20 protein-coding genes and 1 pseudogene are annotated in these 25,117 nt (G+C 72.9%); 10 read left to right on the forward strand and 11 right to left on the reverse strand.

All coding sequences use genetic code 11. The features are described 5' to 3' along the window. Both E1165_RS09725 and E1165_RS09730 read right to left on the reverse strand, forming a co-directional pair. Window positions 1-406, reverse strand: a pseudogene (locus tag E1165_RS09725) (phospho-sugar mutase); the annotation flags it as partial. Between the two features lie 49 nt (window positions 407-455). Then, window positions 456-2,561 carry a serine/threonine-protein kinase gene (locus E1165_RS09730; protein ID WP_132389887.1) on the reverse strand — a complete coding sequence of 702 codons (2,106 nt, stop codon included), beginning with the start codon at window positions 2,559-2,561 and terminating at the stop codon, window positions 456-458. 193 nt (window positions 2,562-2,754) lie between these two features. Here E1165_RS09730 and E1165_RS09735 point away from each other — a divergent pair, with 193 nt between their 5' ends. Then, on the forward strand, window positions 2,755-4,338 hold the full coding sequence (locus E1165_RS09735) for a methylmalonyl-CoA mutase (protein WP_132389889.1): 1,584 nt from the start codon (window positions 2,755-2,757) through the stop codon (window positions 4,336-4,338). A 528-nt stretch (window positions 4,339-4,866) separates the two neighbouring features. After that, window positions 4,867-6,129, forward strand: a complete 1,263-nt coding sequence (locus E1165_RS09740; protein ID WP_132389891.1) for an amidohydrolase — start codon at window positions 4,867-4,869, stop codon at window positions 6,127-6,129. On the opposite strand, the gene E1165_RS09745 is transcribed toward E1165_RS09740, so the two are convergent. Further along, complete coding sequence (locus E1165_RS09745) at window positions 6,083-7,069, reverse strand: DUF4349 domain-containing protein (protein WP_132389893.1); 987 nt, start codon at window positions 7,067-7,069, stop codon at window positions 6,083-6,085. The two genes, E1165_RS09740 and E1165_RS09745, sit on opposite strands and share 47 nt — an antisense overlap. Window positions 7,070-7,190: 121 nt before the next feature. Here E1165_RS09745 and E1165_RS09750 point away from each other — a divergent pair, with 121 nt between their 5' ends. The 4 genes from E1165_RS09750 to E1165_RS09765 all read left to right on the forward strand — a co-directional run bounded on the left by E1165_RS09750 (window position 7,191) and on the right by E1165_RS09765 (window position 10,580). Next, a complete protein-coding gene (locus E1165_RS09750) occupies window positions 7,191-7,823 on the forward strand; it encodes an MBL fold metallo-hydrolase (RefSeq protein ID WP_132389895.1) in 633 nt (210 codons plus the stop codon). 2 nt (window positions 7,824-7,825) lie between these two features. Beyond that, window positions 7,826-8,749, forward strand: a complete 924-nt coding sequence (locus tag E1165_RS09755) for a hypothetical protein (RefSeq protein ID WP_132389897.1) — start codon at window positions 7,826-7,828, stop codon at window positions 8,747-8,749. A 31-nt stretch (window positions 8,750-8,780) separates the two neighbouring features. Continuing rightward, window positions 8,781-9,527, forward strand: coding sequence for a hypothetical protein (locus E1165_RS09760; protein ID WP_132389899.1), 747 nt, complete (start codon window positions 8,781-8,783; stop codon window positions 9,525-9,527). Window positions 9,528-9,617: 90 nt separating this feature from the next. Then, window positions 9,618-10,580, forward strand: coding sequence for a GNAT family N-acetyltransferase (locus tag E1165_RS09765; RefSeq protein ID WP_132389901.1), 963 nt, complete (start codon window positions 9,618-9,620; stop codon window positions 10,578-10,580). 72 nt (window positions 10,581-10,652) lie between these two features. On the opposite strand, the gene E1165_RS09770 is transcribed toward E1165_RS09765, so the two are convergent. Continuing rightward, window positions 10,653-11,108 carry a gamma-glutamylcyclotransferase gene (locus E1165_RS09770; RefSeq protein ID WP_132389903.1) on the reverse strand — a complete coding sequence of 152 codons (456 nt, stop codon included), beginning with the start codon at window positions 11,106-11,108 and terminating at the stop codon, window positions 10,653-10,655. A gap of 106 nt (window positions 11,109-11,214) precedes the next feature. On the opposite strand from E1165_RS09770, the gene E1165_RS09775 reads away from it, so the two are divergent. Further along, window positions 11,215-12,618, forward strand: coding sequence for an NAD(P)H-quinone dehydrogenase (locus E1165_RS09775; RefSeq protein ID WP_132389905.1), 1,404 nt, complete (start codon window positions 11,215-11,217; stop codon window positions 12,616-12,618). Here the strand turns inward: E1165_RS09775 and E1165_RS09780 are convergent. After that, window positions 12,552-13,265 carry a DUF998 domain-containing protein gene (locus E1165_RS09780; RefSeq protein WP_132389907.1) on the reverse strand — a complete coding sequence of 238 codons (714 nt, stop codon included), beginning with the start codon at window positions 13,263-13,265 and terminating at the stop codon, window positions 12,552-12,554. The genes E1165_RS09775 and E1165_RS09780 overlap by 67 nt on opposite strands. Before the next feature lie 607 nt (window positions 13,266-13,872). Between E1165_RS09780 and thrS the strand changes: the two genes are divergently transcribed. Beyond that, window positions 13,873-15,090, forward strand: a complete 1,218-nt coding sequence (gene thrS, locus E1165_RS09785) for a threonine--tRNA ligase (RefSeq protein WP_132389909.1) — start codon at window positions 13,873-13,875, stop codon at window positions 15,088-15,090. Between the two features lie 98 nt (window positions 15,091-15,188). Here thrS and E1165_RS09790 read toward each other — a convergent pair whose 3' ends face one another. The 3 genes from E1165_RS09790 to E1165_RS09800 all read right to left on the reverse strand — a co-directional run bounded on the left by E1165_RS09790 (window position 15,189) and on the right by E1165_RS09800 (window position 18,786). Then, window positions 15,189-15,584: a VOC family protein gene (locus E1165_RS09790; protein ID WP_132389911.1), complete on the reverse strand. Its 396-nt coding sequence runs from the start codon at window positions 15,582-15,584 to the stop codon at window positions 15,189-15,191. A gap of 74 nt (window positions 15,585-15,658) precedes the next feature. Further along, complete coding sequence (locus E1165_RS30355; RefSeq protein ID WP_256370651.1) at window positions 15,659-18,058, reverse strand: ABC transporter permease; 2,400 nt, start codon at window positions 18,056-18,058, stop codon at window positions 15,659-15,661. Continuing rightward, window positions 18,052-18,786: an ABC transporter ATP-binding protein gene (locus E1165_RS09800; protein WP_132389913.1), complete on the reverse strand. Its 735-nt coding sequence runs from the start codon at window positions 18,784-18,786 to the stop codon at window positions 18,052-18,054. The genes E1165_RS30355 and E1165_RS09800 overlap by 7 nt, the downstream gene beginning before the upstream one ends. A 169-nt stretch (window positions 18,787-18,955) precedes the next feature. Between E1165_RS09800 and E1165_RS09805 the strand changes: the two genes are divergently transcribed. Then, window positions 18,956-20,122, forward strand: coding sequence for a sensor histidine kinase (locus E1165_RS09805; protein ID WP_243704681.1), 1,167 nt, complete (start codon window positions 18,956-18,958; stop codon window positions 20,120-20,122). Next, window positions 20,119-20,832 (forward strand): response regulator transcription factor, encoded by a 714-nt coding sequence (locus E1165_RS09810; protein WP_132389917.1) that lies wholly within the window; start codon window positions 20,119-20,121, stop codon window positions 20,830-20,832. Before E1165_RS09805 ends, E1165_RS09810 begins: the two co-directional genes overlap by 4 nt. Here the strand turns inward: E1165_RS09810 and E1165_RS09815 are convergent. The 3 genes from E1165_RS09815 to E1165_RS09825 are packed head-to-tail and all read right to left on the reverse strand — an operon-like array spanning window position 20,741 to window position 25,040. Beyond that, window positions 20,741-22,795 (reverse strand): ABC transporter ATP-binding protein, encoded by a 2,055-nt coding sequence (locus E1165_RS09815; protein WP_132389919.1) that lies wholly within the window; start codon window positions 22,793-22,795, stop codon window positions 20,741-20,743. The two genes, E1165_RS09810 and E1165_RS09815, sit on opposite strands and share 92 nt — an antisense overlap. Continuing rightward, window positions 22,792-24,525, reverse strand: coding sequence for an ABC transporter ATP-binding protein (locus tag E1165_RS09820; protein ID WP_132389921.1), 1,734 nt, complete (start codon window positions 24,523-24,525; stop codon window positions 22,792-22,794). Before E1165_RS09820 ends, E1165_RS09815 begins: the two co-directional genes overlap by 4 nt. Continuing rightward, window positions 24,519-25,040 carry a MarR family winged helix-turn-helix transcriptional regulator gene (locus tag E1165_RS09825; protein WP_132389965.1) on the reverse strand — a complete coding sequence of 174 codons (522 nt, stop codon included), beginning with the start codon at window positions 25,038-25,040 and terminating at the stop codon, window positions 24,519-24,521. The genes E1165_RS09820 and E1165_RS09825 overlap by 7 nt, the downstream gene beginning before the upstream one ends. Window positions 25,041-25,117 lie beyond the last annotated feature (77 nt).

Consider the following 25,117-nt stretch of genomic DNA (forward strand, 5'->3'; position numbering starts at 1 on the left):
GCACCGGGGTGGGCAGGGGGCGGGGCAGCAGCAGCGCCGGCCGGCCCGCCCCGGTGGCCACCTGGGCGGTGCGCTCGGCGAACGCCCCGGAACCGTGCCGGGCGTCGTACCCGATCACCAGTGGACCCTCGCCGCCCTCGGCGGCGAGCCACGCCACCAGCCCGGCCGCGGCCCGGGTGACCACCGCGAGGTTCATGCCGTTGGGGCCGGCCCGCAGCGGACCGCGCAGGCCGGCGGTGCCGAAGGTCAGCGGGCCGGCGAACCGGTCGGCCAACTCCGGCGCGGTGCCCGGCAGCCCGTCGAGCACCGCCCGGAGCTCGTCCCGGCTGGCCGGGTCGGGGTCGTCGTCGAGCCAGCGCCGCGCCTGGTCGCGAAGGTCGTCGAGGTCAGTGGTTTCCGCCGCCATTGCCTCTTGATAGCACGGCGGCGGATCACCACGTCCCGGCGGCCTCGGCTCAGCCGGCCGCCGTGAGCTGGAACGACCGCACCATCTCGTCGAAGATCGGCTTGCTCTCGCCGAACTTCGCCTCCGTCGAGGTGAGGTAGAACGAGTAGACCTTGCCGTCGTGGACCACGCCGCGCCACACGCCGTGCCGCTTGCCGTCGCCCCTGCCGCAGGTGTACTCGAACTCCGCCGCCGGCTTGCCGGCCAGCTCCGGCGTGCTCGACGCCACCTGCGCGTAGGGCCTGGCGCACGATGTCTGCCGCTTCTTCAGCCCGTCCTCGGCGACCTCCGCCCACCGCACCGAGCTGCCGCCGAACCGCTCGGTCAGGATGCGGACCTTGCGCCCCTTGTCCTCGGGGTCGACGTAGTCGACGTACACCCCGCCGGTGGCCTTCTGCCAGCCCTTCGGGACCAGCACCCGGATGCCGGCCGCCGAGTGCTCCTGCATCTCGGGCAGGGGGTTGGCGGCCGGCGCGGCCGGCTGGTCCTGCTGCGGCGCGGCCGGCGGATCGTCCCCACCGGAGAGGCTCAGGACGCCGAGCAGCAGCACCACGGCCAGGCCACCGGCCGCCGCGAGCTGCGTCCTGCGGGACCAGCCCCTGACCGTGGTGGCGACGCGCCCACCGGCGGCCCTCACCCGGCCGAGAGCGCCGCCGTCGGCGGTGGGCGTAGCCGCCGGCGAGGTCCACGGCTGGCCGGTGCCGGGCACCGACCACTGGCCACCGCCGTACACCGGCTGGGTGGCGTCGGCCGAGCCGCTGCTCGCGTACACCCGCTGGGTGGTGTCGGCGCTCCCACCGCCGAGCCGCTGGGTGGCGTCCGGATGGCCGCCGCCGAGCCGCTGGGTGGCGTCGGCCGTGCCGGCGCCGATCCGCTGGGTGGCGTCGGGGCTGATCCGCTGGGTGGCCTCCGCAGCCCTGCCGTACGTGCCGCCCTTCGGGCGGGCCGGCGGGGACATCGCCCCGGTCGGCGTGTTCAGCGGGCCGGCCAGCGCGTCGGCGCTGGTGTCGTCGAGCCCGGCCGGCGGGGTGACCACGGCCGGCTTCGGCTTCTCGCCCCGGCGCAAAGCGGCCAGCCGGTCGGTCAGCGACTCGCCCGGCGCGAGCATCGCCCGTCCGCCGATCTGCCCGCTGGGCTTCGGCTCCGACTTCGGCTCGATCAGTGCGGGCGGCGTCGAGGGGCGCTGCACCGGCACCACCGCGTACGGGTCGGTGACCGAGTTCACCGCCGTCGCCGTGCTGGTCAGCGGCCCGGCCAGCAGCTCTCGGAGCATGGCTCGGGCGGTGTGCACGTCCAGCCGGCGGGCCGGGTCCTTCTCCAGCAGGCCCATCAGCACCCGGGTCAGCGGCCCGCTGCGCTGCGGTGTGGCCGGCGGGTCCTCGACCACGGCGTGCATGGTCTCGATCGGGTCGCCCTTGTCGAACGGCGGCCGGCCCTCGACCGCGGTGTAGAGCGTCACGCCGAGCGAGAACAGGTCGCTGGGCGGGCCGAAATCCTGCCCCATGGCCCGTTCGGGGGAGATGAAGTGCGGTGAGCCGAGCACCATGCCGGGGGTGGTGAGCTGGACGTCGGTGGGCATCCGGGCCACCCCGAAGTCGGTCAGCACGCAGCGGCCGTCGGTGCAGATCAGCACGTTGGCCGGCTTGACGTCGCGGTGCAGCACACCGTTGGCGTGCGCCACCTCCAGCGCGCCGAGCAGCGCGATGCCGATCTTGGCGACCGCCCGGGGGGCGACCGGCCCGTCCTCGATCACCATGTCGGCGAGGCTGCGCGCGTCCAGCAGCTCCATCACGATCCACGGGCGGCCACCCTCGGTGACCACGTCGTACACCTGGACCACGGCCGGGTGCTGGATGGCCGCGGCGGCCCGCGCCTCGCGCAGGGTCCGCTCGTACATCGCGTCGCGGTCGCTGGGGGCCAGCCCCGGCGGGAGGACGACCTCCTTGACCGCCACGTCACGTCGCAACAGCGTGTCGGTGGCACGCCACACCGTGCCCATGCCGCCGTTGCCCACCGCAGAGCGCAGCGAGTAGCGACCACCAATGGTGGTGCCGGGTGCCGCGCGTCCATCGGGGGGACTCACTGGTCCGCCGCTCCACGTCGGGATCTGAGTCACAGAAAAGCCACCGGGAAGTCGAGGGGGCTGGGACACAACCTCTCTATCTTGCTGGTTCCGACGCCCGATGCGAAACCCGACGCGGCGGTCGTTTGTCTACCGGACGGTACGTGCGCGGCACCTCACGACCTGTCCACCGAGGTGTGCGGTATCCCTCACCCGCCGCCCCGGCCCGCCGTCCTACCATCCGGTAATGAGCGAACGGCGGTCGAGCGAGTCCGGTTTCCCCATCAAGGGCGTCTACACGGCGGCCGACCTCCCGGCGGACCTGGAGACCCGGCTGGGCGCTCCGGGCGAGTACCCGTACACCCGCGGCGTCTACCCGACGATGTACACCTCCCGCCCGTGGACCATGCGGCAGTACGCCGGCTTCGGCACCGCCACCGAGTCCAACGCGCGCTACCACCAGCTGCTGCGGGCCGGCACGATGGGTCTCTCCGTCGCCTTCGACCTGCCCACCCAGATGGGCTACGACTCCGACGACCCGATCGCGCACGGCGAGGTCGGCAAGGTCGGCGTGGCCATCGACTCCATCGAGGACATGCGGCTGCTCTTCGACGGCATCCCGCTGGACAAGGTCTCCACCTCGATGACGATCAACGCGCCCGGCTCGGTGCTGCTCCTGCTCTACCAGCTCGTGGCCGAGGAGTCCGGGGTGCCCGGCTCGGCGCTCAACGGCACCATCCAGAACGACATCCTCAAGGAGTACATCGCCCGGGGGACGTACATCTTCCCGCCGAAGCCCTCGCTGCGGCTGGTCGCCGACACCTTCGGCTACTGCCGCGAGGAGGTGCCGAAGTGGAACACCATCTCCATCTCCGGCTACCACATGGCCGAGGCCGGCGCGTCGCCCGCCCAGGAGATCGCGTTCACCCTGGCCAACGGGGTGGAGTACGTCCGGGCCGCGCTCGCCGCCGGCCTGGCGGTGGACGACTTCGCGCCCCGGCTGTCGTTCTTCTTCGTCGCCCGGACCACCCTGCTCGAGGAGGTCGCCAAGTTCCGCGCCGCCCGGCGGATCTGGGCCCGGCTGATGCGCGACGACTTCGGCGCGCGGAACCCGAAGTCGCTGATGCTGCGGTTCCACACCCAGACCGCCGGCGTGCAGCTGACCGCCCAGCAGCCCGAGGTCAACCTGGTCCGGGTGGCGATCCAGGGGCTCGGCGCGGTGCTCGGCGGCACCCAGTCGCTGCACACCAACAGCTTCGACGAGGCGATCGCGCTGCCCACCGAGAAGGCGGCCCGGTTGGCGCTGCGTACCCAGCAGGTGCTCGCGTACGAGACGGACCTGACCGCCACCGTCGACCCGTTCGCCGGGTCGTACGTGGTGGAGGCGATGACCGCGGAGATCGAGGCCGCGACCACCGAGCTGATGGACCGGGTCTTCGACCACGGTTCGGCGGTGGACGCCATCGAGGCCGGCTTCCAGAAGCGGGAGATCGAGCAGTCCGCGTACCGGATCGCCCAGGAGATCGACTCGGGCGAGCGGGTGGTGGTCGGGCTCAACCGTTTCACCATCGACGACGACGAGCCGTACGAGCCGCTGCGGGTGGACCCGGCGATCGAGGCGACCCAGGCCGAGCGGCTGGCCAAGCTGCGCGCCGAGCGGGACACCGGCACCGTCGAGCGGGCCCTGGCCGAGCTGCGCGCCGCCGCCGAGGGGACCGCGAACGTGCTCTACCCGATGAGGGAGGCGCTGCGGGCGAAGGCGACCGTGGGAGAGGTCTGCGGGACCCTGCGGCGGGTCTGGGGGACGTACCGCCCGAGCGACCGCTTCTGACGTCGACCTACTGTCGGTGACGGTCCGGCGGCCGGTGTCGCGCGTCCGGCCGGTTCGGGCGCGGTCGCCGGCCGGGCGGCGGGTGGGCGCCCGGGCCGGGCGTGTGGCCGCCGGGTCGGGCGGGTAACCCGAACGGGTGAACCGGACGGACAGCGTGTCCGGTCGGGCACCGGAGGGACGTGTCACCGTCGGAAGTCGCCCGGCCGCTGTGGGTCGTCGGCTAATTGTCGGAGCGCCGGTCAATTCGGGCGACTAATGCGACAATTCGGTTACGGCCACGAATTCGGAGCCGATTTCGCGACCGCTAATAGTCGGTTACGCGTTGTAGGAGGTGGGGGGCAGATGACGGCGTTCGACCGCGATCTACCTGCTGTCCCGCAGATATTCGAGCCCTCCCACCAGGGCTTACGTGACGCTGTGCGGTCCGATCACTACCGTAACGAGGTTGCGCAGCGTCACCGTCGGAGGTCTAGGCTGTCTGCTGTCCTCCCCGATGATCCATCCATTCCTAGTGATCGAGAATTCGACGTGACGAGTGCGTTGACGCTGCCGAACGGCAGCCAGCTGGCGTCGTCCTGGCCGGAGGCGCCGTCCGGTTCCCAGCCCCTGCCCTTCGACCTGGATCATCTGCTCGCCCTGCGGGTACCCGGACTCATCGCCACCCGGCGCCACCTCCACTCCCACCCGGAGCTCTCCGGTGAGGAGTTCGAGACGGCGGCGCTGATCGCCCGGGAACTCACCCTGGCCGGGCTGCACCCGCGGCTGCTGCCGAAGGGCAACGGGGTCATCTGCGACATCGACGGCCGCCCGGACGGGCCGATCATCGCACTCCGCGCCGACATCGACGCGCTGCCGCTGACCGACGTCAAGGACGTGACGTACCGGTCCACGGTCGACGGGGTCTGCCACGCCTGCGGTCACGACGTGCACACCACGGTGATGCTCGGCGTCGGCATGCTGCTGGCCCAGCTCGCCGACGCCGGCCAGCTCGACGGCCGGGTGCGGCTGATCTTCCAGCCGGCGGAGGAGATCCTGCCGTGCGGCTCGCTGGAGGTCATCGAGGCCGGCGGCCTGGAGGACGTGGTCCAGATCTTCGCCGTCCACTGCGACCCGAACCTGCCGGTGGGCAAGGTCGGGCTGCGGGTCGGCCCGATCACCGCCGCCGCCGACAACGTCACCGTCCGACTCACCGGCCCCGGGGGCCACACCGCCCGCCCGCACCTGACCGTCGACCTCGTCGACGCGCTCGGCCGCCTGGTCACCGAGGTGCCGGCTCTGGTCAGCCGCCGGGTGCCGGCCAACAGCGGGCTGCTGCTGGTGTTCGGCCACGCCTCGGCCGGCACCCGCTACAACGTCATCCCGTCCGAGGCGTACGCGTCCGGCACGCTGCGCGTGATGGACCGCGACACCTGGGAGCAGGCCCCCAAGATCGTCGCTCAGGTCGTCCGGGACGTCATCGCGCCCACCGGCGCCACCGTCGACCTGGAATACCTGCGCGGCCGGCCGCCGGTCAGCAACGACTCCCGGGCCATCCAGATCCTCACCGCCGCCACGGCGGCGGCGCTCGGTCCCGAAGGGATCGCCGAGACGCCACAGAGCATGGGCGGCGAGGACTTCTCCTGGTACCTGGAGCACGTTCCCGGCGCGCTGGCCCGCCTCGGCGTCGGCCGGTCCGGGCCCAACGTGGACCTGCACCGGGCGTCGTTCGACGTCGACGAGCGGGCCATCCCCGCCGGGGTGCGGCTCATGGTGCAGACCGCGCTGAGGGCACTGGCGGCGGCGCGTCAGTAGCGGAGCCCGGCGGGCGCGGCCCGCCGGTCGGTGCCGACGGTGCGGTGTGCCGCCGACGCCACCGGCGGCGCACCACCAGGACCAGCGCCACGGGTACGCCGAGCGCCACCAGCCAGGGCAGCAGCGCCCCCAGCACGGTCAACAGAACCCCCACCGAGGCGACGAAGGCCTGCCAACCGGCGCGTAGCCCCACCAGGAAGCCGGTCCCGGTCGGCTCGCCGGCCGTGGAGGCGTCCCCACCGACGAACGTGACCGTGATGGTGGAGAGCGCGGTGAGGTCCGCCAGCCGCCGCTTCCGCGCCTCCAGCGAGGCGAGGTCGGCCTCCCGCCGGGCCACCTCGTTCTCCAGCGACACCAGATCGCCGATCGAGGTGGCCCGGGAAAGCAGCTTCCGGGCACTGTCCACCCGGGCCCGCTGGGTGGCGATCCGGGCGTCCAGGTCGACGGTCTCCTCGGTGACGTCCTGGGTCCGTACCTCCCGGTGCTGCTGCCGGCCGTAGCCGGCCAACTCGTCCACGAACGCGGTGAACCTCGCCGCCGGCACCCGCAACTCCAGTTCCGCCTCCGCGTCGGCGTCCACGCCGCGCCGCTGGTCCCCGCCGACGAAGCCGCCGGCCGCGGTCACCGCCGCCACCGCCCGGCGGGCCGCCGCGTCCACGCCCCTGCGGGCTGACCCGTCCACGCCGTCCACCTGCACCCGCAGGGCTCCGGTGTAGACGATCGCCCGCTGGTCGACCCGCAGGTCCGGTGCGCCGGCGCCGGCCGAGCCCGGCTCGGTGCCCCCACCCACCGCCGCCCGGCCGGCCGGGGCGTCGACGGCCGGAGCCCGCGCAGCCGACTCGTCCGTCCCGCCGGAGTCATCCGACGCACTGCACCCGGCCAGCAGCGACACCGCCAACCCCAGCGCCGCCACAGTGCCGGCCCGTCCTCTTCGCCCCATGTTCCCCGCTCCGTCCTGCCTGACCCCGGGTCCGGGGCGATAGCTGGGACGCGGCGCGACCACGCCGCGGTTCCGGCAGACTGCGACGAGGACATCACGATTCGATAATCGAGGAGTCACGATGCAGGTCACCAAGTACGCCCACTCCTGCCTCCGGATCGAGCACGACGGCGGGTTGCTGGTGGTCGATCCCGGGGTGTTCGGCGACGCCGCGGCGGCGCTGGACGGGGCGGACGCGGTGCTGGTCACCCACGAGCACCCGGACCACGTGGACGTCGAGGCGCTCACCCGCCGGCTGGAGAAGAACGCCGTCCCGGTGCACGGCCCGGCGTCGCTCGCCGCCGTGCTCGGCGACGCGGCCGAGGCGCTCACCCCGGTCACCGCCGGCGACACCTTCACCGCCGCCGGCGTCCCGGTACGCGCCGTCGGTGGCCGGCACGCCGTCATCCATCCCGACATCCCCGTTGTGGAGAACGTCGGCTACCTGCTCGACGGGCGGGTTTACCACCCCGGCGACGCGCTGTACGTCCCGTCCGGCGTACCCGTGGACATCCTCTTCGCCCCCATCCACGCGCCCTGGTCGAAGTTCGCCGAGGTGGTCGACTTCATCCGGGCCGTCGCCCCGCGCCGCGCGTACGCCCTGCACGACGGGCTGCTCAACGCCAACGGTCTCGGCGTGCTCGACCGGCAGTACGCCGCGCTGTCCCGGACCGACTACCACCGGGTCGAACCCGGCACCCGGATCGACGCCTGACCGTGGCCGCGCCCCCGTCCGACGTGGTGCAGCGGCTGTACCGCACGCCGCCGGAGAAGTTCGTCGCCGCCCGTGACGCCGCCGTCGCCGAGGCCCGCCGGGCCGGTGACACCGCCGACGCCCGCCGGATCGCCCGGCTGAGACGCCCCACCGTGGCCGCCTGGCTGGTCAACCTGCTCGCCCTGGAACGCCCCGACCTGGTCGCCGACCTGGCTCAGCTCGCCGAGGCGCTGCGTACGGCCCAACGCGACCTGAAGGGGCCGAAGCTGCGGGAACTCTCCGCCCAGCGGCGGGCCGTGGTCGCCGCCCTGGTCACCGAGGTACGCCGGATCGCGGCCCGGACCCCGGGCGCGCCCCCGGCGGCCCGGCTGCCGCTGGCCGAGGTGGAGTCCACCCTCAACGCCGCGCTCGCCGACACCGAGGTGGCCGAGCAGGTGCGCTCCGGCCAACTGCTCCGGGCGGCGCACTACGCCGGGTTCGGTGAGGTGCCCCGGCCCCAACTGCGCCTCGTCACCACGGAGGAACCGGCCCGCGTACCCGACCGGGTGGACGCGCGACGGGCCCGCGACGAGCGGGCGGCGGCGCGGGCCGCGCGGGCCGAGCGGACGAAACGGCGGCGTGCGCTGGAGCAGGAGCTGGCGTCGGCACGCACCGAACAGGGGCGCGCGGAGCGGGACCTGGACGGCGCGGCGGCGGCCGAGCGGGACAGCGCGGCCACCCTCGACCGGATCGAGGCCGAACTGGCCGAACTGGAACGCCGCCGGGCCGTCGCCGAGCAGGAGCTGAGCCGGTCGAAGCTGGCGCGGCGCGGCGCGGAACGGACGCTCACCGCGGCCCGCCGCCGCACCGGCGAGGTGGAGGCGGTCATCGAGGCGTTCGACGCCGAAGAGGGGGATGCCGCCGCCGACGACGGCGAGGCAGACTGAGCGCGATGAATGCGTTCAGCGGGCGGTGGCGATGACCCCGGAACAGGTGGCGGCCGCCAGCAAGCCGGCCGTGCTCGAACTGGGCGAGGCGTTCAGCCGCTGCCCCGGCACGCTGCGCCGGGCCCGGCTGCTCGGCATCTCCGGCTGGGCTTTCTACATCACCGGTCGGGCCGGCGCGCTCGGTGACGTCCGCGCCGAGACCGCCGCCGCCGCGATCGGATTCATCGCCCCGGAGGCCGTCGCCGACGGGTGGGACGCCGCGGCCCGGGTGGTCCGTCCGATCGAGGTGGCCGCCGCCAACCTCGCCGAGTGCTGCCGCTGGGGCACTGAGCACCTCGACGACCTGCCCGGCACGCCTCGGCTGGCCACGCTGCTGGACCGGGTCGTCGCGGGTGCGGACGCCACCGGCATGCCGCTGTTCGCCGCCTGGCGGGCGATGCCGGTGCCGGGAAACGCCGCCGGGGCGCGGGCGGCTGTGGCGTTGCTGCTGCTCCGCGAGCACTTCACCGGCGCGTACCTGCTGGCCGTGCGGGCCGCCGGGATGACCCCGTTGGAGGCGGTGCTGGCCGGCCCGGAGGGGGAGGCCGGGGCGACCGCCTGCGGGTGGTCCCCGCCGTACCCGCCGGTCGGGCCGTTGGTACGGCGGCGGCTCTGGGCCGAGGCGGTGACCGACCGGCTGGTCTCGGCGGCGTTCCGGGCGCTGCGAGCCGGGGAGGGCGCGGAGCTGGTGCGGCTGCTCACCACCACCAGGACCGGCCTGCGGGCCGTCGACGGGTGACCGAAGGCGATTGGCGTACCCGACCGGCAGGCCGGCGGCGTGGCGTAAATCAGCGGCGCCCGACCCCGCCCGCCTGTCAGGATCCCTGCCGTGACGCTCCCCGCCGGCTGGACCGCCCGCCGCCCCACCCTCGACGACGTCCCGGCCATCCTCGCGCTCGTGCACGCCGCGGACACCTTCGCCGTCGGCTACCCGGACTTCGACGCCGAGGACGTCCGGTCCTGCCTCACCGCCCCGTTCTTCGACCCCGCCCACGACTCCTGGCTGGTCAACGACCCGGACGGGCGGGTGGTCGGCTGGACGTTGATCGACAACCCGACGGGCGTCGGGCGGGAGTTCGTCGACGTGTACGTCGATCCCGAGCGGGCCGCCCCGGTCCGCGCTGCCCTGCTCGCCCGGGTGCTCGCCCGGGTCGCCGAACGGGCCGCCGAACGCGACCTGCCCGCGCTGACCGCCCGCGCGGCGGCGTTCCCTCCCGAGGCACGTTGGGCCGGGGAACTGGTCGAGGCCGGCTTCGCCCGGGTGAAGCGGTACGTGCGGATGACCCGTCCGCTGGCCGACCTGCCGGCGGAGCCGCCACCCCCGCCCGGGGTGACCGTCCGTCCGCTGCGTGCCGACGACGAGACCGACCTGCGGCTGTTCCACCGCGTCTACGACACCGCCTTCCGGGACACCCCCGACTACGAGCCGCTCGGCTTCGACCGCTGGCGGGAGGCGCTGCCCAGCTACGGCAAGGTCTGGGACGAGTGGTTCCTCGCCGAGGTCGACGGCGTGCCGGCCGGTGCCCTCCAATCCTCCGACCAGGACCTCGACCAGGACTCCGGCTGGGTACGCACGCTGTCGGTGCTGCCCGCGTACCGGCGGCGGGGGGTGGGCGCGGCGCTGCTGTGGCGGGCATTCACCGTCTACGCGGCCAAGGGCCGCCGCGCCGCCGGGCTCGGTGTCGACCTGACCAACCCGACCTCGCCGGCGACCCTCTACCGCTCGGTCGGGTTGCGCGAGGAGCGGTGGACCGACATGTACGAGCGGAGCGTTCCCGCCGCCGGTGTGTGATGCGTGACGCCCTCCGGGGCCGGCGGCGGACGCCGTGCACCCCGGTAGCAGACTGGGGGCGTGCGACAGTCGCTACGCCGACGCGGTGCCGGTGGGGCGGGACCGCAGCTCGCTGACGTAGTCGTCGGGCGCGCCCGCCTTCTCCGCCGCGTTCGCGATCTCCGACAGGTACCACGACGTCGGCAGGCCGCCCTCGTACCCGTCGAAGACGTAGATCCACGCGGTCACGTCCCCGTCCAGCGTCGAGACGCGGACGTGCAGCTTGCGGTACGTGCCGGCGGTCACGCCCTCGATCTCGTCGAGCTGCGCGGCGTCGTACGGGTGAATGTCGTACAGCGCCACGAAGACCCGGTCGCCCGGGGACTCCACGACGGTGCTGACGGAACCCTCCCAGCCGATGACGTCCTCGCCCGCGAAGGTCAGCCGCCAGCCCTCCAGCCAGCCGGTGCCCACCATCGGCGAGTGCGGACAGTAGGCGCGCATCCGGGCGGGGTCCAGGTTTGAGCCGTAGGCGGCGTAGTGACGCACGGCGATGACGATAGCCCGGCGGAGGGTTGGGGGAGAATACGACGGTGCGTGTCGGACACGTTCGGGAGAAGAAAGTCACTGTGACCACTGACGAAGGGCGAGCGTTGTGAGCCGGATCGTGATCATCGGCGGCGGGCCGGCCGGCTACGAGGCGGCCCTGGTCGCCGCGCAACTGGACGCGGACGTGACCGTGGTGGAGGCCGAGGGCGCCGGTGGCGCCTGCGTGCTCTCCGACTGCGTGCCGTCGAAGACCTTCATCGCCAGCTCGGAGGTGGTCACCGGTTACCGGGACACCGAGGAGTTCGGTGTGCACTCCGACGGGCTGGAGGCGGTGACGGTCGACGCGCGCGCGGTCCACGGGCGGGTGAAGCGGCTGGCCCTGGCCCAGTCCGCCGACATCCACGCCAAACTCGTGAAGGCCGGCGTCACCTTCGTCGCCGGGACCGCCCGGCTGGGCGAGGACACCCTCGGTCACACCCACCGGGTGATCGTCACTCCGGCCGACGGCGGTGGGGAGTACTCCGTCGCCGCCTCGACGGTGCTGGTCGCCACCGGCGCCACCCCGCGCCAGCTGCCCACCGCCCTCCCGGACGGCGAGCGCATCCTCACCTGGCGGCAGGTGTACGACCTGCCCGAGCTGCCCCGCCACCTGGTGGTGGTCGGCTCCGGCGTGACCGGCGCCGAGTTCGCCAGCGCCTACCTGGCGATGGGGGTGGAGGTCACCCTGGTTTCCAGCCGGGACCGGGTGATGCCGCACGAGGACGCGGACGCGGCGATGGCCATCGAGCAGGTCTTCCGCAGCCGGGGCATGAGCATCCTCAACAACTCGCGGGCGGACGCGGTCCGGCGGACCGACGACGGCGTCGAGGTCCAGCTCTCCGACGGCCGCGTCGTGTACGGCTCGCACGCGCTGATCGCCGTCGGTTCCATCCCGAACACCGCCGGCCTGGGGCTGGCGGAGTACGGCGTCGAGTTGGCCCGGGGCGGTTACGTGACCGTCGACCGGGTGTCACGTACCAACGTGCCCGGCATCTACGCCGCCGGTGACTGCACCGGGGTGCTGCCGCTGGCGAGCGTCGCCGCGATGCAGGGGCGGATCGCGATGTGGCACGCGCTCGGCGAGGCGGTGCGCCCGCTGCGGCTGCGTACCGTCGCGGCGAACGTGTTCACCGACCCGGAGCTGGCCACGGTCGGCGTGTCCCAGGACGAGGTGGACGCCGGCAAGACCCCGGCCCGCCAGGTCATGCTGCCGCTGTCGGGCAACGCCCGGGCGAAGATGGACGACCTGGCCGACGGCTTCGTGAAGCTGTTCTGCCGGCCGGCCAGCGGTCAGGTGGTCGGCGGGGTCGTCGTCGCGCCGAAGGCGAGTGAGCTGATCCTGCCCATCACGATGGCGGTGGAGAACAACCTCACCGTCAACGAGCTGGCCCAGACCATCACGATCTACCCGAGCCTCTCGGGTTCGATCACCGAGGCGGCCCGCCAGCTCATGCTCCACGAACTGGAGTGATCCGCCTGGCCCGCCGGCCGGTGCCGGCGGGCCACGCTCGCCGCGACCACCGCGAGCAGCGTGACCTCCGCGAGGATGAGCAGCCGTTCGACGAGGCCGATCAGCAACCGGTCTCCGGAGTACGCGGACCAGGCCATCGTTCCGGCCAGCAGCAGGCTGGTCGCGGCCAGGGCGCGCAGCGAGTTCCCGGCCCGTCCGGGCAGGTGGCCGGCGAGCAGCCAGCCGGCGACCGGAACGGCGAGGAAGGCGACGACCGAGGCGTACCGGTGCAGGTAGGCGGCGGTGTCCATGGAGGTGCCCGGCTCGTTGGTGGGGACGACGGCGGCGATGACCAGCCCGGCCGCCCAGATCAGCAGGAGCGCCGTGGCCGCCCGGTGCGCCCGTGCGGGGCGGCGGCCGGCGGCCCCCGACCCGCCGGGCTGTGCTCCGGCGCGCCACAGGGCCGGGACCAACACCGCCGTAGCGGCGGCGAGCACCGCCATGGCGGCGTCGACGACGCCGCCCCGGTCGGAGACGGCGAAGTCGCTCACGGTCAACGACCACGGGTTCAGGTTGTCGTTGACCTCAAGGTGACCGATCACGGCGAGCAGCGTCGCCAGAGCGATCCCGCCGAGGGCCAGCAGGCCGTGGGCCCGGTTTCCACGCATGACCACAGTCTGTGGCCGCGGACACCCGAGACGGATCCGGGACGAGTCCGGAGATCATCCCTGATCTGCCCCTATCCGGCGACGCCGGTATCAGGTGAGCACGGACTGCGGAGGGCGCCCGATGGACCGCCGCGTCGGGCGGCAGGTGACGGACCTGCCCGTGTGCCGGGCGGAGCGGGAGGGCGGGCGGACGGGCGGTCGTCGGCGTACCGTTGTCGGCGCGCGGCCCACGCGTCGGGCCCCCCGTTCCCGACGACCGGGCCGCCTCGGGCCGCCGGCAGGTCCCGTGCCGGCGGCCCACCCCGTCTTGTGGCCTCATCCGTATCCGTGGCACGCGCTTCGTGCCGTGGCGCGGCCCCGCGCGGGTGTGCGAGCCCCGGTTGCCGCAATCGGCGTCGCGGACGGGTGGCGCGGAAACCGGTCGCGTCGGGGGATGTTCCGGTCGTACGGTGGGGGCATGCGCAGCGCGGTGGTGACCACGACGCCGGGAGATCCCGGCGTGCCGCACTGACGTTTTCCGTCGACGAGGCCCCGGGCGATCCGCCCGGGGCCTCGCGGCGTTCCAGGTCGGGTCGCTCTCGAGGCCTACCCGATCAAGGAGCGCGACATGATCGACCACCGCAGGCTCGGCCGGGAGCTGGACCTGTTCGTCTCCGACCCGCTCGCCGGTGCCGGCCTGCCGATCTGGCTGCCGGCCGGCGCCGCCGCCCGGCACGCCGTCGAGGAGTACGTCCGAGACCTGGAGCGCCGGGCCGGCTACCAGCACGTCTACTCACCGCCACTGGGCAAACGGGAGCTGTTCGAACTCTCCGGGCACCTCGGCTACTTCGCCGACGACATGTTCCCGCCGATGCGGCTCTCCGCCGACGACGAGTTCGTGCTGCGCCCGGCGCTCTGCCCGCACCACGCCCTGGTGTGGCGCTCCCGTGGCCGCTCCTACCGCGAACTGCCGCTGCGCGTCGCCGAACTGGGCGGCATGTACCGGGCGGAACGCTCCGGGGTGCTCGGTGGGCTGTCCCGGGTGCGCGCCATCTCGCTGAACGACGCGCACAACTTCTGCGCCCTGGAGCAGGTGGGCGAGGAGGTACGGGAGATCCTGCGGTTGATCCGCGAGGCGCACGCCGCGCTGGGCGTCCGCCCGGCCGGTTTCCGGCTGTCGCTGCGCGGCCCGGGGGAGAAGTACGTCGGGGACGACGTCGAGTGGGCGCGGGCCGAGGCACTGCTACGCGGCGCGCTCGACGGGGTGGACCTCACTGAGGCCCCGGGGGAGGCCGCCTTCTACGGCCCGAAGATCGACATCCAGATCGTCGACGCCGCCGGGCGGGAGTCCACCCTCTCCACCGTGCAGCTCGACTTCGACAAACCGGAGCGGTTCGACCTGTCGTACACCGACTCCGACGGGGCCCGACGGCGGCCGGTGATGGTGCACCGCAGCCTGGTCGGCAGCATGGAACGGCTGTTCGCGTACCTGATCGAGGTGCACCAGGGTGCTTTCCCGCCCTGGTACGCCCCGGTGCAGCTGGTGGTGCTGCCGGTCGACGGGGCCCAGGCCGAGGCGGCGGGGCGGGTGGCCCGGCGGGCGCTCGACGCCGGACTGCGGGTCGAGGTCGACCACGCCGGTTCGCTGGGCGCCCGGGTCCGGGACGCGGCCCGCCGGAAGGTGCCGTACGTCGGGGTGGTCGGTGCCCGGGAGGCGGCCGACGGGGCGGTCGCGTTGCGGCTGCGGGACGGCCGTGGACTGGATCCGATGCCGGTACCGGACGCGCTCGGGCTGGTCGGCGCGGTGGTCGCCGCCCGGGCGGGGGACCTGCTCCCGGCGGGCTGAGGCCTCGGGCCCGCCCTCGCCCGGAAGCCGGCCATCATCGGGACGGCCGCCGGGGCGGCCCCCAGCATCGCAGATCTACCTTGACCAGCCTCGACGGGTCAGGACCCGGTGACCGGCGAGGCGATTCCCACAAGGACGCCGTAGGGGTCTCTGACATAGGAGACCACCTGACCCCAGGGGGTGTCGTGCGGCTCGGCCAGGGCAGTGGCACCCGCCGCGACCGCGCGGGCGAAGCCGCCGGCGACGTCATCGGTAATGAAGGTGAACTCGAGCCCCGCCGGTGGCATGGCGGGGTCGAGGGCGGTGTAGGGAACTGGCACTGCCTTCGCCCCCAGCCGGTGGCTGGTGAAGGCAAGCGACGTGCTGCCGGTATCGAGCTGGGCGAAATCGCCTGACTCGTGAACGAACGCGCGGGTGAGCCCGAAAGCCCGCTCGTAGAAGTCAACAGCTTGGACCACGTCCGAGACGTACACGATGGCGTAACCGAACCTCATTGCGGCTCCCAGAACATCAGTACGGAATGCGCCCAAGGCTATTACGGAGCCGGCGTTGGCGGGGTGTCGTCCGGCTACTCGCGCGACCGTAACCGGGTCCGGCGGGTTGGCAGGACGCTGGCGACCACCGCCAACACCAGGCATGTGGCAACCACTGCGCCCATCGTCGGCCACGGTACGACCAGATCGACCGGGGCGTTCACCTGCTCGCTGAGCCCTTCACGGATGCTCAGGAGCGCGATGACGGCGACCGCGCCGCCGAGGAGCGCGCCGATCGCGACGACCAGGGCCGCCTCGGCCGCCACCGCCCACGCCACCTGTCTACCGGTGGCACCGGACAGCCGGAGCACGCGGTGGTCGCCCTGCCGGTTCACGGCGGACATGAGCAGGGTGTTGGCGACCGCGATCGCGCCGTAGCCGGCGGACACGCCGATCAGCAGCACGGTGAAGACCCAGACGAGGCGGTCCTCCTCGCTGTCCACTTCGGCGGCGTACGTGGCGACGTCGACGACGCGGGCACCGGACCCGGGCGGCAACGGCACCGGCGCGTCGACGAGGATCGCCGAGGTCAGCGCCGAAGGGTCGTGGGCGCGTACCACCGCACGGGGCAGCAGGAGTTCGCCCGGCGCCGATTCGTTCGACACCATCGCCACCACACGCAGGAGCGTGAGCCGGCCGTCGGCGAAGGTGACCGGCACGGTCTGCCCGAGGCGCCAGCCGAGTCGCTCCGCGACCGACTGCGTGACGACGACCGTGTCACCGCCGGCCAGGCCGGTCAGCGCCCCGGCGACAACAGCGAACCGGTTGCGCGAAGCGGCGAAGGCCGCCGGGTCGACACCCAGCGCTGTCAGCGGCTCCGCACCGTCGGCGTACACGGTGGTGGGCAGGAGAGCGGCTCCCGGCACCGCGGCGACGACCGCGTCGGTCAGACCGGGCGTGTTGTCCGGGGCGACGACCGAACCGGCGTTGATCGCCGCAAAGCGCCGCGCGGCATACGCCTCCGTCGAGGTCTGGACCATGCCGGAGACCATCACCGCGAAACCGACGGTGAGCAGCACAGGCGCGGCACAACCGGCAGTTCGGCGTGCGGCGGTCAGGACGCTCTCCCGCACGAGCATTCCGGTCGCCCCCCGCCCACGCGCGAACGGCCAGGCCAGCAGCCACACCAACGGCGCGATGAACGCGGGGGCCAGCAGGGCCGCCGCCACCACCAGCGCCATGGCACTGTAGAGCGCCAACGCCGCGCCGTCCTGGACATCGTCGGTGGTCGCGGTCCCGACGGCTCCCGCCAGCCCACCGGCGGCGGCCAGCGCGCCGGAGATCCAGCGGGCCCGGGTCATCGGGCGTGGCTCCACCGCCGCCGCCCGCAGTGCCTCCAGCGGTCGTACCCGCGCCGCCCGCCGCGCCGCAGACGCCGCCCCGAGCAGCGCCACCACCGGCCCGACCGCGAACGACGCGGCGACCGGCCAGACGAGGAACCGGACCTGGTACGTCGCCGGCTCGATCCCGGCATCCACCAGCAGATCCCCCACCAGGGGAGCGAGCGCCGCGCCGAGCACAACCCCGACCAGCGCCGCCGCCCCGCCGACAACGACGGCTTCCCGGTAGAGCATCCGTCGGACCTGCCGTGGGGTGGCGCCGATGGCACGGAGCAGTCCCAGCTCGCGTCGCCGTTGGGTGACGTTGAACGCGAACGTCGAGGCGACCACGAAGACCGAGACGAATCCGGCCAGCGTCGCCACGGCGGTGAGGATCTGCGTCCCGATCCATCGGGTCCGGGCGTCCTCGCGCGGCTCGAAGGCCGACCGGGCATCGCCGGTGAGTACCCGCCCCTCGGTTCCGACGACGGCGCGGGCCGCCTCCGTCACCCGGGCGACGTCCGCATCGGGACGCAGGACCAGTCCGATCGCCCGCACACCGGGTGCCATGGTGGCGGCGACGGCGTCGGTGACATAGATCCCTGTCCCGTCCACCACGCCGGAGACCGTGTACGCGGCCGGCCCGGTCGCGGTCAACAACGTCACCGCCGAGCCGGGCGACAGGCCGGTCGCCCGGTCCACCACCACCTCGCTGTCCCGCCGCGGTGGCGTGCCGGCAGCCAGTCGATCCGTACCGAGCTGACTGCTCGCCCAGCCATGGCCGTGGACCATCGCGGGGGCAGGTCGACCATCGGTGACCACCTGGATGTAGAAGGTGCGGTCGGGCACCGCCGTCGTCACTCCCGCGATGGCCGCCAGCCGGTCGGCGAGGTCGGCGGCCGTCCGCGACGACCACGGCCGCGGCTCCGGAAACGGATCCGCTGGTGAACTCACGACTGGGCTCTGGACCATGACCGCCGCCGCGGTCAGCCGATCCGGTACCTGGGGCAGGCCGGAGGCGAGCAGCAGAGTGCTGAGTGAGACGAGCGTTACCCCGACGGCGACGGCCACGAACGCGCCCAGCAGCCCGTTCCAGCGTCCCCGCGGACTCAACACGACGCCTCCAGCTTGGCCATACGGGCGGCGATGGACTGCGCGTCGGCGCCAGTGAGTTCGTCCACCAGCCGCCCGTCGGCGAGGAGCAGCGTCCGATCGGCGATCGCCGCCGCGACCGGATCATGGGTCACCATGACGATCGTCTGCCCGTGCTGGTCGACGAGGTCACGGAGCAGGCCGAGCACATGCCGGGAGGTGGCGCTGTCCAGCGCGCCGGTCGGTTCGTCGGCGAAGAGCACCGCCGGCTTGGTGATCAGGGCGCGGGCGATGGCGACCCGCTGCTGCTCTCCGCCGGACAGCTCGCTGGGGCGGTGCCCGAGCCGGTCGCCGAGTCCGACGGCGTCCAGCGCGGCGGCCACCTCGCAGGCGGTCGGGCGTCGACCGGCCAGCCGCAGCGGCAGCGCGACGTTCTGCTCCGCGGTGAGGGATGAGACCAGGTTGAATGCCTGAAACACGAAGCCGACCCGGTCACGGCGCAGCACGGTCAGGGCGGTCTCGTCGAGAGCGTCGATGAGGGTGCCGTCGACGGTGACCGTGCCCTCGACCGGCCGCTCCAGCCCTGCCGCGCAGTGCAACAGAGTTGACTTACCGGAACCGGATGGCCCCATCACGGCGGTGAAGGTGCCGCGCGCGAAGGCGACCGTCACACCGTCCAGGGCGGTCACCCTCCGAGGCTCGCGGCCGTACACCGCCCGTACGCCGTCCAGCGCCACTGTGGTTGTCGTCATGCCTGGTCACGATGCCGTCGTCCGGACCCGCGCACATCGACCCCCAGCCGGCATTCGGTGCTCGAACCAGGGGCGTACCGGGGGGTTGCTCGGTGCGGCGGCATCATGCCGGAGGATGATCGGCCACGGGTGGACGCCGCCGACGCGACGGGCGGATACCGTCGGCGGCGTGACCTCGATCGTGCCTCGCCGGCTGCTGTCCCGCCGGCTACGTACCGCCGACCTGATCGCCGTCGACGTACTACTGGCACTGTCGCTGTTCGCGCTCTGCGCGTACGCGGCGGCCGAGGTTCCGTTGACCGTCGGCGTACGAGAACCGGTCTGGATCTCCGTGTCCGCGGCCGCGTTGGTCGGCGGGCCGGTCGCGGTGCGACGGATCTGGCCCCTGACCGTGCTCGGCGTGGTCTTCGTCTCGTCCGCCGTCGTGCTGCTCTCCGGCGTCATCCCCGACTACGCGGCGGTGCCACCGTTTCTGGCGCTCGCCTGCGCGCTCTACACGGTCGGGGCCGCGCGTCCCCGCCGCCGGTCCGTGCCGGCCCTGATCGCCTGCCTCGCGGGGACGTTGGTGCTGCTGGTGGGAATCCCGGTCACCGAGGCCGGCAGTGCCGCGAGCGCCGCGACCGTCGCCTTCGTGGTCATGCTGACGGGCATGGCGTGGCTGCTCGGACGGGCCGCTCGGGAACGCCGGACCTACGCCGCGCAGACCGCGGAACAGTTGACCCACCGGGCGGTCAGCGACGAGCGGCTGCGCATCGCCCGCGAGATGCACGACATCGTGTCCCACAGCATGAGCCTCATCGCGGTGAAGGCCGCGGTCGGCAACCACGTCGCGGAGACCAGCCCGGCCGAGGCCCGCGAGGCGCTGCGCGTCATCGAGACGACCAGCCGTGGGGCGCTGGCGGAGTTGCGCCGGACGTTGGGGGTGCTGCGAGACGACCCGTCGTACGCGCCCACGCCCGGCCTGCGTGACCTCGCCACGCTGGCCGACCAGGCGGCGGCCGGCGGCGTCGACGTGGAGATGACCGTGACAGGCGACGACGACCTGCCGGCGGGTGTCGGCCTGTCGGTCTTCCGGATCGTGCAGGAAGCCCTGACCAACGTGGTGAGACACGCGGCACCCGCCCGATGCCGCGTCACCGTGACGGTGGAGTCGGGAGAGGTTCGCATCGAGGTGACCGACGACGGACGGCGTGGCAGCCGTGCGCGCTCCGGCGGCCACGGGCTGATCGGGATGCGCGAGCGGGTCGGCATGTACCGTGGCGAGCTCAGTGCCGGTCCGTGCCCGGAGGGCGGCTTCCGGGTGGCCGGCAGGCTCCCGTACGCGACGGTGCGATGATCCGCGTCCTGATCGCCGACGACCAGGCGTTGCTGCGGGGCAGCTTCCGCGTGCTGGTCGACTCGGTTCCCGGGCTGACGGCCGTCGCGGAGGCGGGCACCGGCGCGGAGGCGGTCACCCTGGCTCGCCAGCACCTGCCGGACGTGGTGCTCATGGACGTACGCATGCCGGAGATGGACGGCATCGAGGCGACCCGGCAGATCTGTGCTGACCACCGGACCGCGTCGACCCGCGTGCTGATCCTGACCACCTTCGACCTGGACGAGTACGTTTACGGGGCGTTGCGCGCGGGCGCCAGCGGTTTTCTGCTCAAGGACACGCCGCCGGCCGATCTGCTGACGGCGATCTCGGTGGTTGCCGGGGGTGACGGGCTGCTCGCGCCGACGGTGACCCGCCGGCTCATCGCGGAGTTCGCCCGCCGTCCGGCGCCTGACCGCCCGTTGGCCCGTCAGTTGGCCGGGGTCACCGACCGGGAGCGTGAGGTGCTCACGTTGGTCGCCTACGGTCTGTCCAACACCGAGATCGCCGAGCGGCTGGTCCTGAGCATGGCCACGGTGAAGACCCACGTGGGTCGCCTGCTCACCAAGTTGCACGCACGCGACCGGGCGCAACTGGTCATCATCGCGTACGAGACCGGGCTGATCTCCCCGAGCCGTCACCGGTCCTGGACGCCGTCACCGTCTCCTCCCCGTCCACCGGAGCGCCGGTGAACTGCGACCGGTACAGCCGGTGGTAGGCGCCCTGCGCGGCGAGCAGCTCCTCGTGGGTGCCCTGCTCGACGATCCGGCCGTTCTCCATCATCAGGATCAGGTCGGCGTCGCGGATCGTGGATAGCCGGTGCGCGATGACGAAGCTGGTCCGTTCCGAGCGCAGCGCCGCCATCGCCCGCTGGAGCAGCACCTCGGTACGGGTGTCCACCGAGCTGGTCGCCTCGTCGAGGATGAGCAGCGACGGCTCGGCCAGGAACGCCCGGGCGATGGTGATGAGCTGCTTCTCGCCGGCGCTGACGTTGCTGCCCTCCTCGTCGATCACGGTGTCGTACCCGTCGGGCAGGCTGCGGACGAACCGGTCCACGAAGGTGGCGCGGGCGGCGGCGAGGATCTCCTCCTCCGTCGCGTCGGGCCGCCCGTAGGCGATGTTGTCCCGGATCGTGCCGCCGAACAGCCAGGCGTCCTGCAGCACCATGCCGACCCGGCCACGCAGGTCGTCCCGGCGCAGCGTGGTGACGTCCACCCCGTCGAGGGTGATCCGACCGGCGTCCAGCTCGTAGAAGCGCAGGATCAGGTTGACCAGGGTGGTCTTGCCGGCCCCGGTGGGACCGACGATCGCCACGGTGTGGCCGGGCTCGGCGACCAACGACAGGTCCTCGATCAGCGGCTTGTCCGGGTCGTACCGGAAGGAGACGTGCGCGAACTCGACCCGGCCGCGCGGGTCGGTGACCCGGGCAGGCGGCTCCGGGTCGGGACTCTGCTCCTCGGCGTCGAGCACCGCGAACACCCGCTCCGCCGACGCGACACCGGACTGGAGCAGGTTGGCCATCGACGCGACCTGGGTGAGCGGCTGGGTGAACTGCCGGGAGTACTGGATGAACGCCTGCACGTCGCCGAGGCTCATCGAGCCGGACGCCACCCGCAGCCCGCCGACCACGGCGATCGCCACGTAGCTGAGGTTCCCGATGAAGAACATCGCCGGCATGATGATCCCGGAGATGAACTGCGCGCCGAAGCTGGCCCGGAACAGCTCCTCGTTCTTGGCGTGGAAGGCCGCCTCCACCTCATGTTGCCGCCCGAAGACCTTCACCAGCTCGTGGCCGGTGAACGCCTCCTCGACCTGGCCGTTCAGCTCGCCGGTGTGGGTCCACTGGGCGATGAACCTGCGCTGCGACCGCTTGGCGATCTGTGCGGTCACCACCACCGACAACGGCACCGCCACCAGGGCGACCAGGGCCAGCAGCGGCGAGATCCAGAACATCATCACCAGGACGCCGACCACGGTGAGCAGCGAGGTGAGCAGCTGGCTCAGGGTCTGCGAGAGGGTCTGCGAGATGTTGTCGATGTCGTTGGTGACCCGGCTGAGCAGTTCGCCGCGGGGCTGCCGGTCGAAGTAGGGCAGCGGCAGCCGGTGCAGCTTCTCCTCCACCTCGGCGCGCAGCCGCAGCACGGTGGCCTGAACGACCCCGTTGAGCAGCCAGCCCTGCCACCACATCAGCAGGCTCGCGCCCAGGTAGAGCACGACGGCGAGGGCCAGCGTGCGGCCCAACGCGGTGAAGTCGATGCCCACGCCGGGCACCACGTCCATCCGGGCCAGCATGTCGGCGAAGTTCTCGTTGCCCGCGGCCCGGGCTCCCGCCACCGCCTGCTCGACCGTGCTTCCGGGAGGCAGTTGCCGCCCGATCACCCCGGCGAAGATGATGTCGGTGGCGTGGCCGAGGATCTTCGGGCCGGTCACGGTGGCGGCGACGCTGGCCACCGCCAGGCCGACGATCGCCGCCAGGTGCAGCCGGTGCGGTCGTAGCCGGCCCAGCAGCCGGCGGGTGGACGGCCCGAAGTTCAGCGATCTCTCCGCCGGCATGCCGGCGCCCATCCACGGCGGGCCGCCGCTGCCCCGGCCCGGCGGCAGCCGCTTCGGCGTCTGCGCCGCCGTGGCCGTCTTCTGCTCGGGTACGGTGCTCATGCCGTCACCTCCGCCGTCTGCTGGGACGCCACGATCTCGGCGTACGTCGGGCAGGTGTCCAGCAGTTCCTCGTGTCGTCCCATTCCGACGACGCCCCCGTCCTCTAGCACGATGATCTGGTCGGCGTCGACGATCGTGGAGACCCGTTGGGCCACGATCACCACCGCCGCGTCCGCGGTGACCGGCCGCAGCGCCGCCCGCAACCGGGCGTCGGTGCCGAGGTCGAGCGCCGAGAACGAGTCGTCGAACAGGTAGATCTCCGGCCTGCGGACCAGTGCGCGGGCGATGGCGAGCCGCTGCCGCTGCCCACCGGAGACGTTCGTGCCGCCCTGCGCGATCGGGGCGGCCAGGCCGCCGGGCATCTGCGCGACGAACTCGCGGGCCTGGGCGGTCTCCAGCGCCGCCCACAGTTCCGGGTCGGTGGCGTCCGGGTTGCCGTACCGCAGGTTGCTGGCGACCGTGCCGGTGAACAGGTACGGCCGCTGCGGCACCAGCCCGATCCGCCGCCACAGCTCGTCGGGGGCCAGCTCACGGACGTCCACCCCGTCCACCAGCACCGCGCCGGCTGTCGGGTCGACCAGGCGCGGGATCAGGCTGAGCAGGGTGGTCTTGCCGGCGCCGGTGGCGCCGACGATCGCGGTGGTCCGACCGGGCGTGGCGCGGAACGAGATGCCGCGCAGCACCGGCGCGCTGGCCCCCGGGTACTGGAAGGAGACGTCCCGCAGTTCCAGCTCGCCCCGGCGCTCGACCCGGGTCACCGGCCTGGCCGGGGGCACCACCGAGGAGTCGGTGTCCAGCACCTCGACGATCCGCTCGGCGCAGACCGCCGCGCGCGGCACCATCATCAGCATGAAGGTCGCCATCATGACGGCCATCAGGATCTGCATCAGGTACTGCAGGAACGCGGTCAGCGCGCCGACCTGGATCTGGCCGGCGTCCACCCGGGCCGCGCCGAACCAGAGGACCGCGACGCTGGAGACGTTGAGGATCAGCATCACGATCGGGAAGATCAGTGCCTGGAGGCGGCCGACCCGCAGGGCGGTCGCCGTCAGGTCGGTGTTGGCCACCGCGAAGCGGTCCGTCTCGTACGGCTCGCGGACGAACGCGCGGACCACCCGGATGCCGGTGATCTGCTCGCGCAGCACCCGGTTGACCGTGTCGATCCGGGTCTGCATCAGCCGGAAGCCCGGCACCATCCGCCGGATGACCAGCCCCAGCGCGATCGCCAGCACCGGTACGCTGACCAGCAGCAGCCAGGAGAGCCCCACGTCCTCCCGCAGCGCCATCACCACGCCGCCGACGCTCATGATCGGCGCGGCGACCAGCATGGTGCAGCTCATCAGCACGAGCATCTGCACCTGCTGCACGTCGTTGGTGTTGCGGGTGATCAGCGAGGGTGCGCCGAAGCGGGCCACCTCGCGGGCGGAGAACCGGTTGACCTGCCCGAAGATCTCGGCCCGTACGTCCCGCCCGAAGGCCGTCGCGGTGTGTGCGCCGAAGTAGACGGCCGCCACCGAGCAGACGATCTGCACCAGGCTGACCAGCAGCATCCAGCCGCCGGTCCGCAGGATGTAGTCGGTGTCGCCCCGGGCCACGCCCAGGTCGATGATGTCGGCGTTGAGGCTCGGCAGGTAGAGCGAGGCCATCGTGCCGACGAACTGGAACAGCACCACCGCCAGCAGCGGCCGGTGGTACGGCTTCAGGAAGTCGCGCAGCAGGCGGGTCAGCACCGGCCGCCCCCCGGCGTCGTCCCGTCCGGATCCTGCACTCGTGGGTTCAACCTGCTGTCCTCCCCGTCGGACATGGCCATGATCAACTCGGTCAGGAACTCCCGGATCACCGCCTTCTTCGCCGGATCGGCGTCGACGGCGGTGAGCGGGTTGTCGCTGTGGATCAGGTCGGTGAGCCGCCGCAGGTGTTCGCGCCCCTTGTCGGTCAGGGCGAGCTGCACCGAGCGGCGGTCCGTGGTGTCCCGGCGGCGGACGACGAAACCGTCGCGTTCCAGCGTGTCGACGATTCCGGTGAGGGTGGCCGGCCGGACGAAGCAGTGCTCGGCGACCTCCCGGTGGGTGGCGTCCTCCGTGCGGGCCAGGATGAACAGCACCCGCATCCCGGCCGGGGTGAGGCCGTGGTGTTCGGCCAGGTAGCGCCCCCAGTGCTGGTCCAGGAGGTGGCCCGCGACCGAGACGAGTCGTGCCGTCGGCGCCTGGCGCAACGCGTCCGGCCGGTGGGCCGGTGGTTCCATCTGCACGGTTGTAGGTTAGCCCCAAACGATAAGGGGCCAAACTAATTTACGGTGGCGCGTCACCCGGGTCCGGGGCC

It is taken from the genome of Micromonospora sp. KC723 (assembly GCF_004348595.1).
Taxonomy (GTDB): Bacteria; Actinomycetota; Actinomycetes; order Mycobacteriales; family Micromonosporaceae; genus Micromonospora.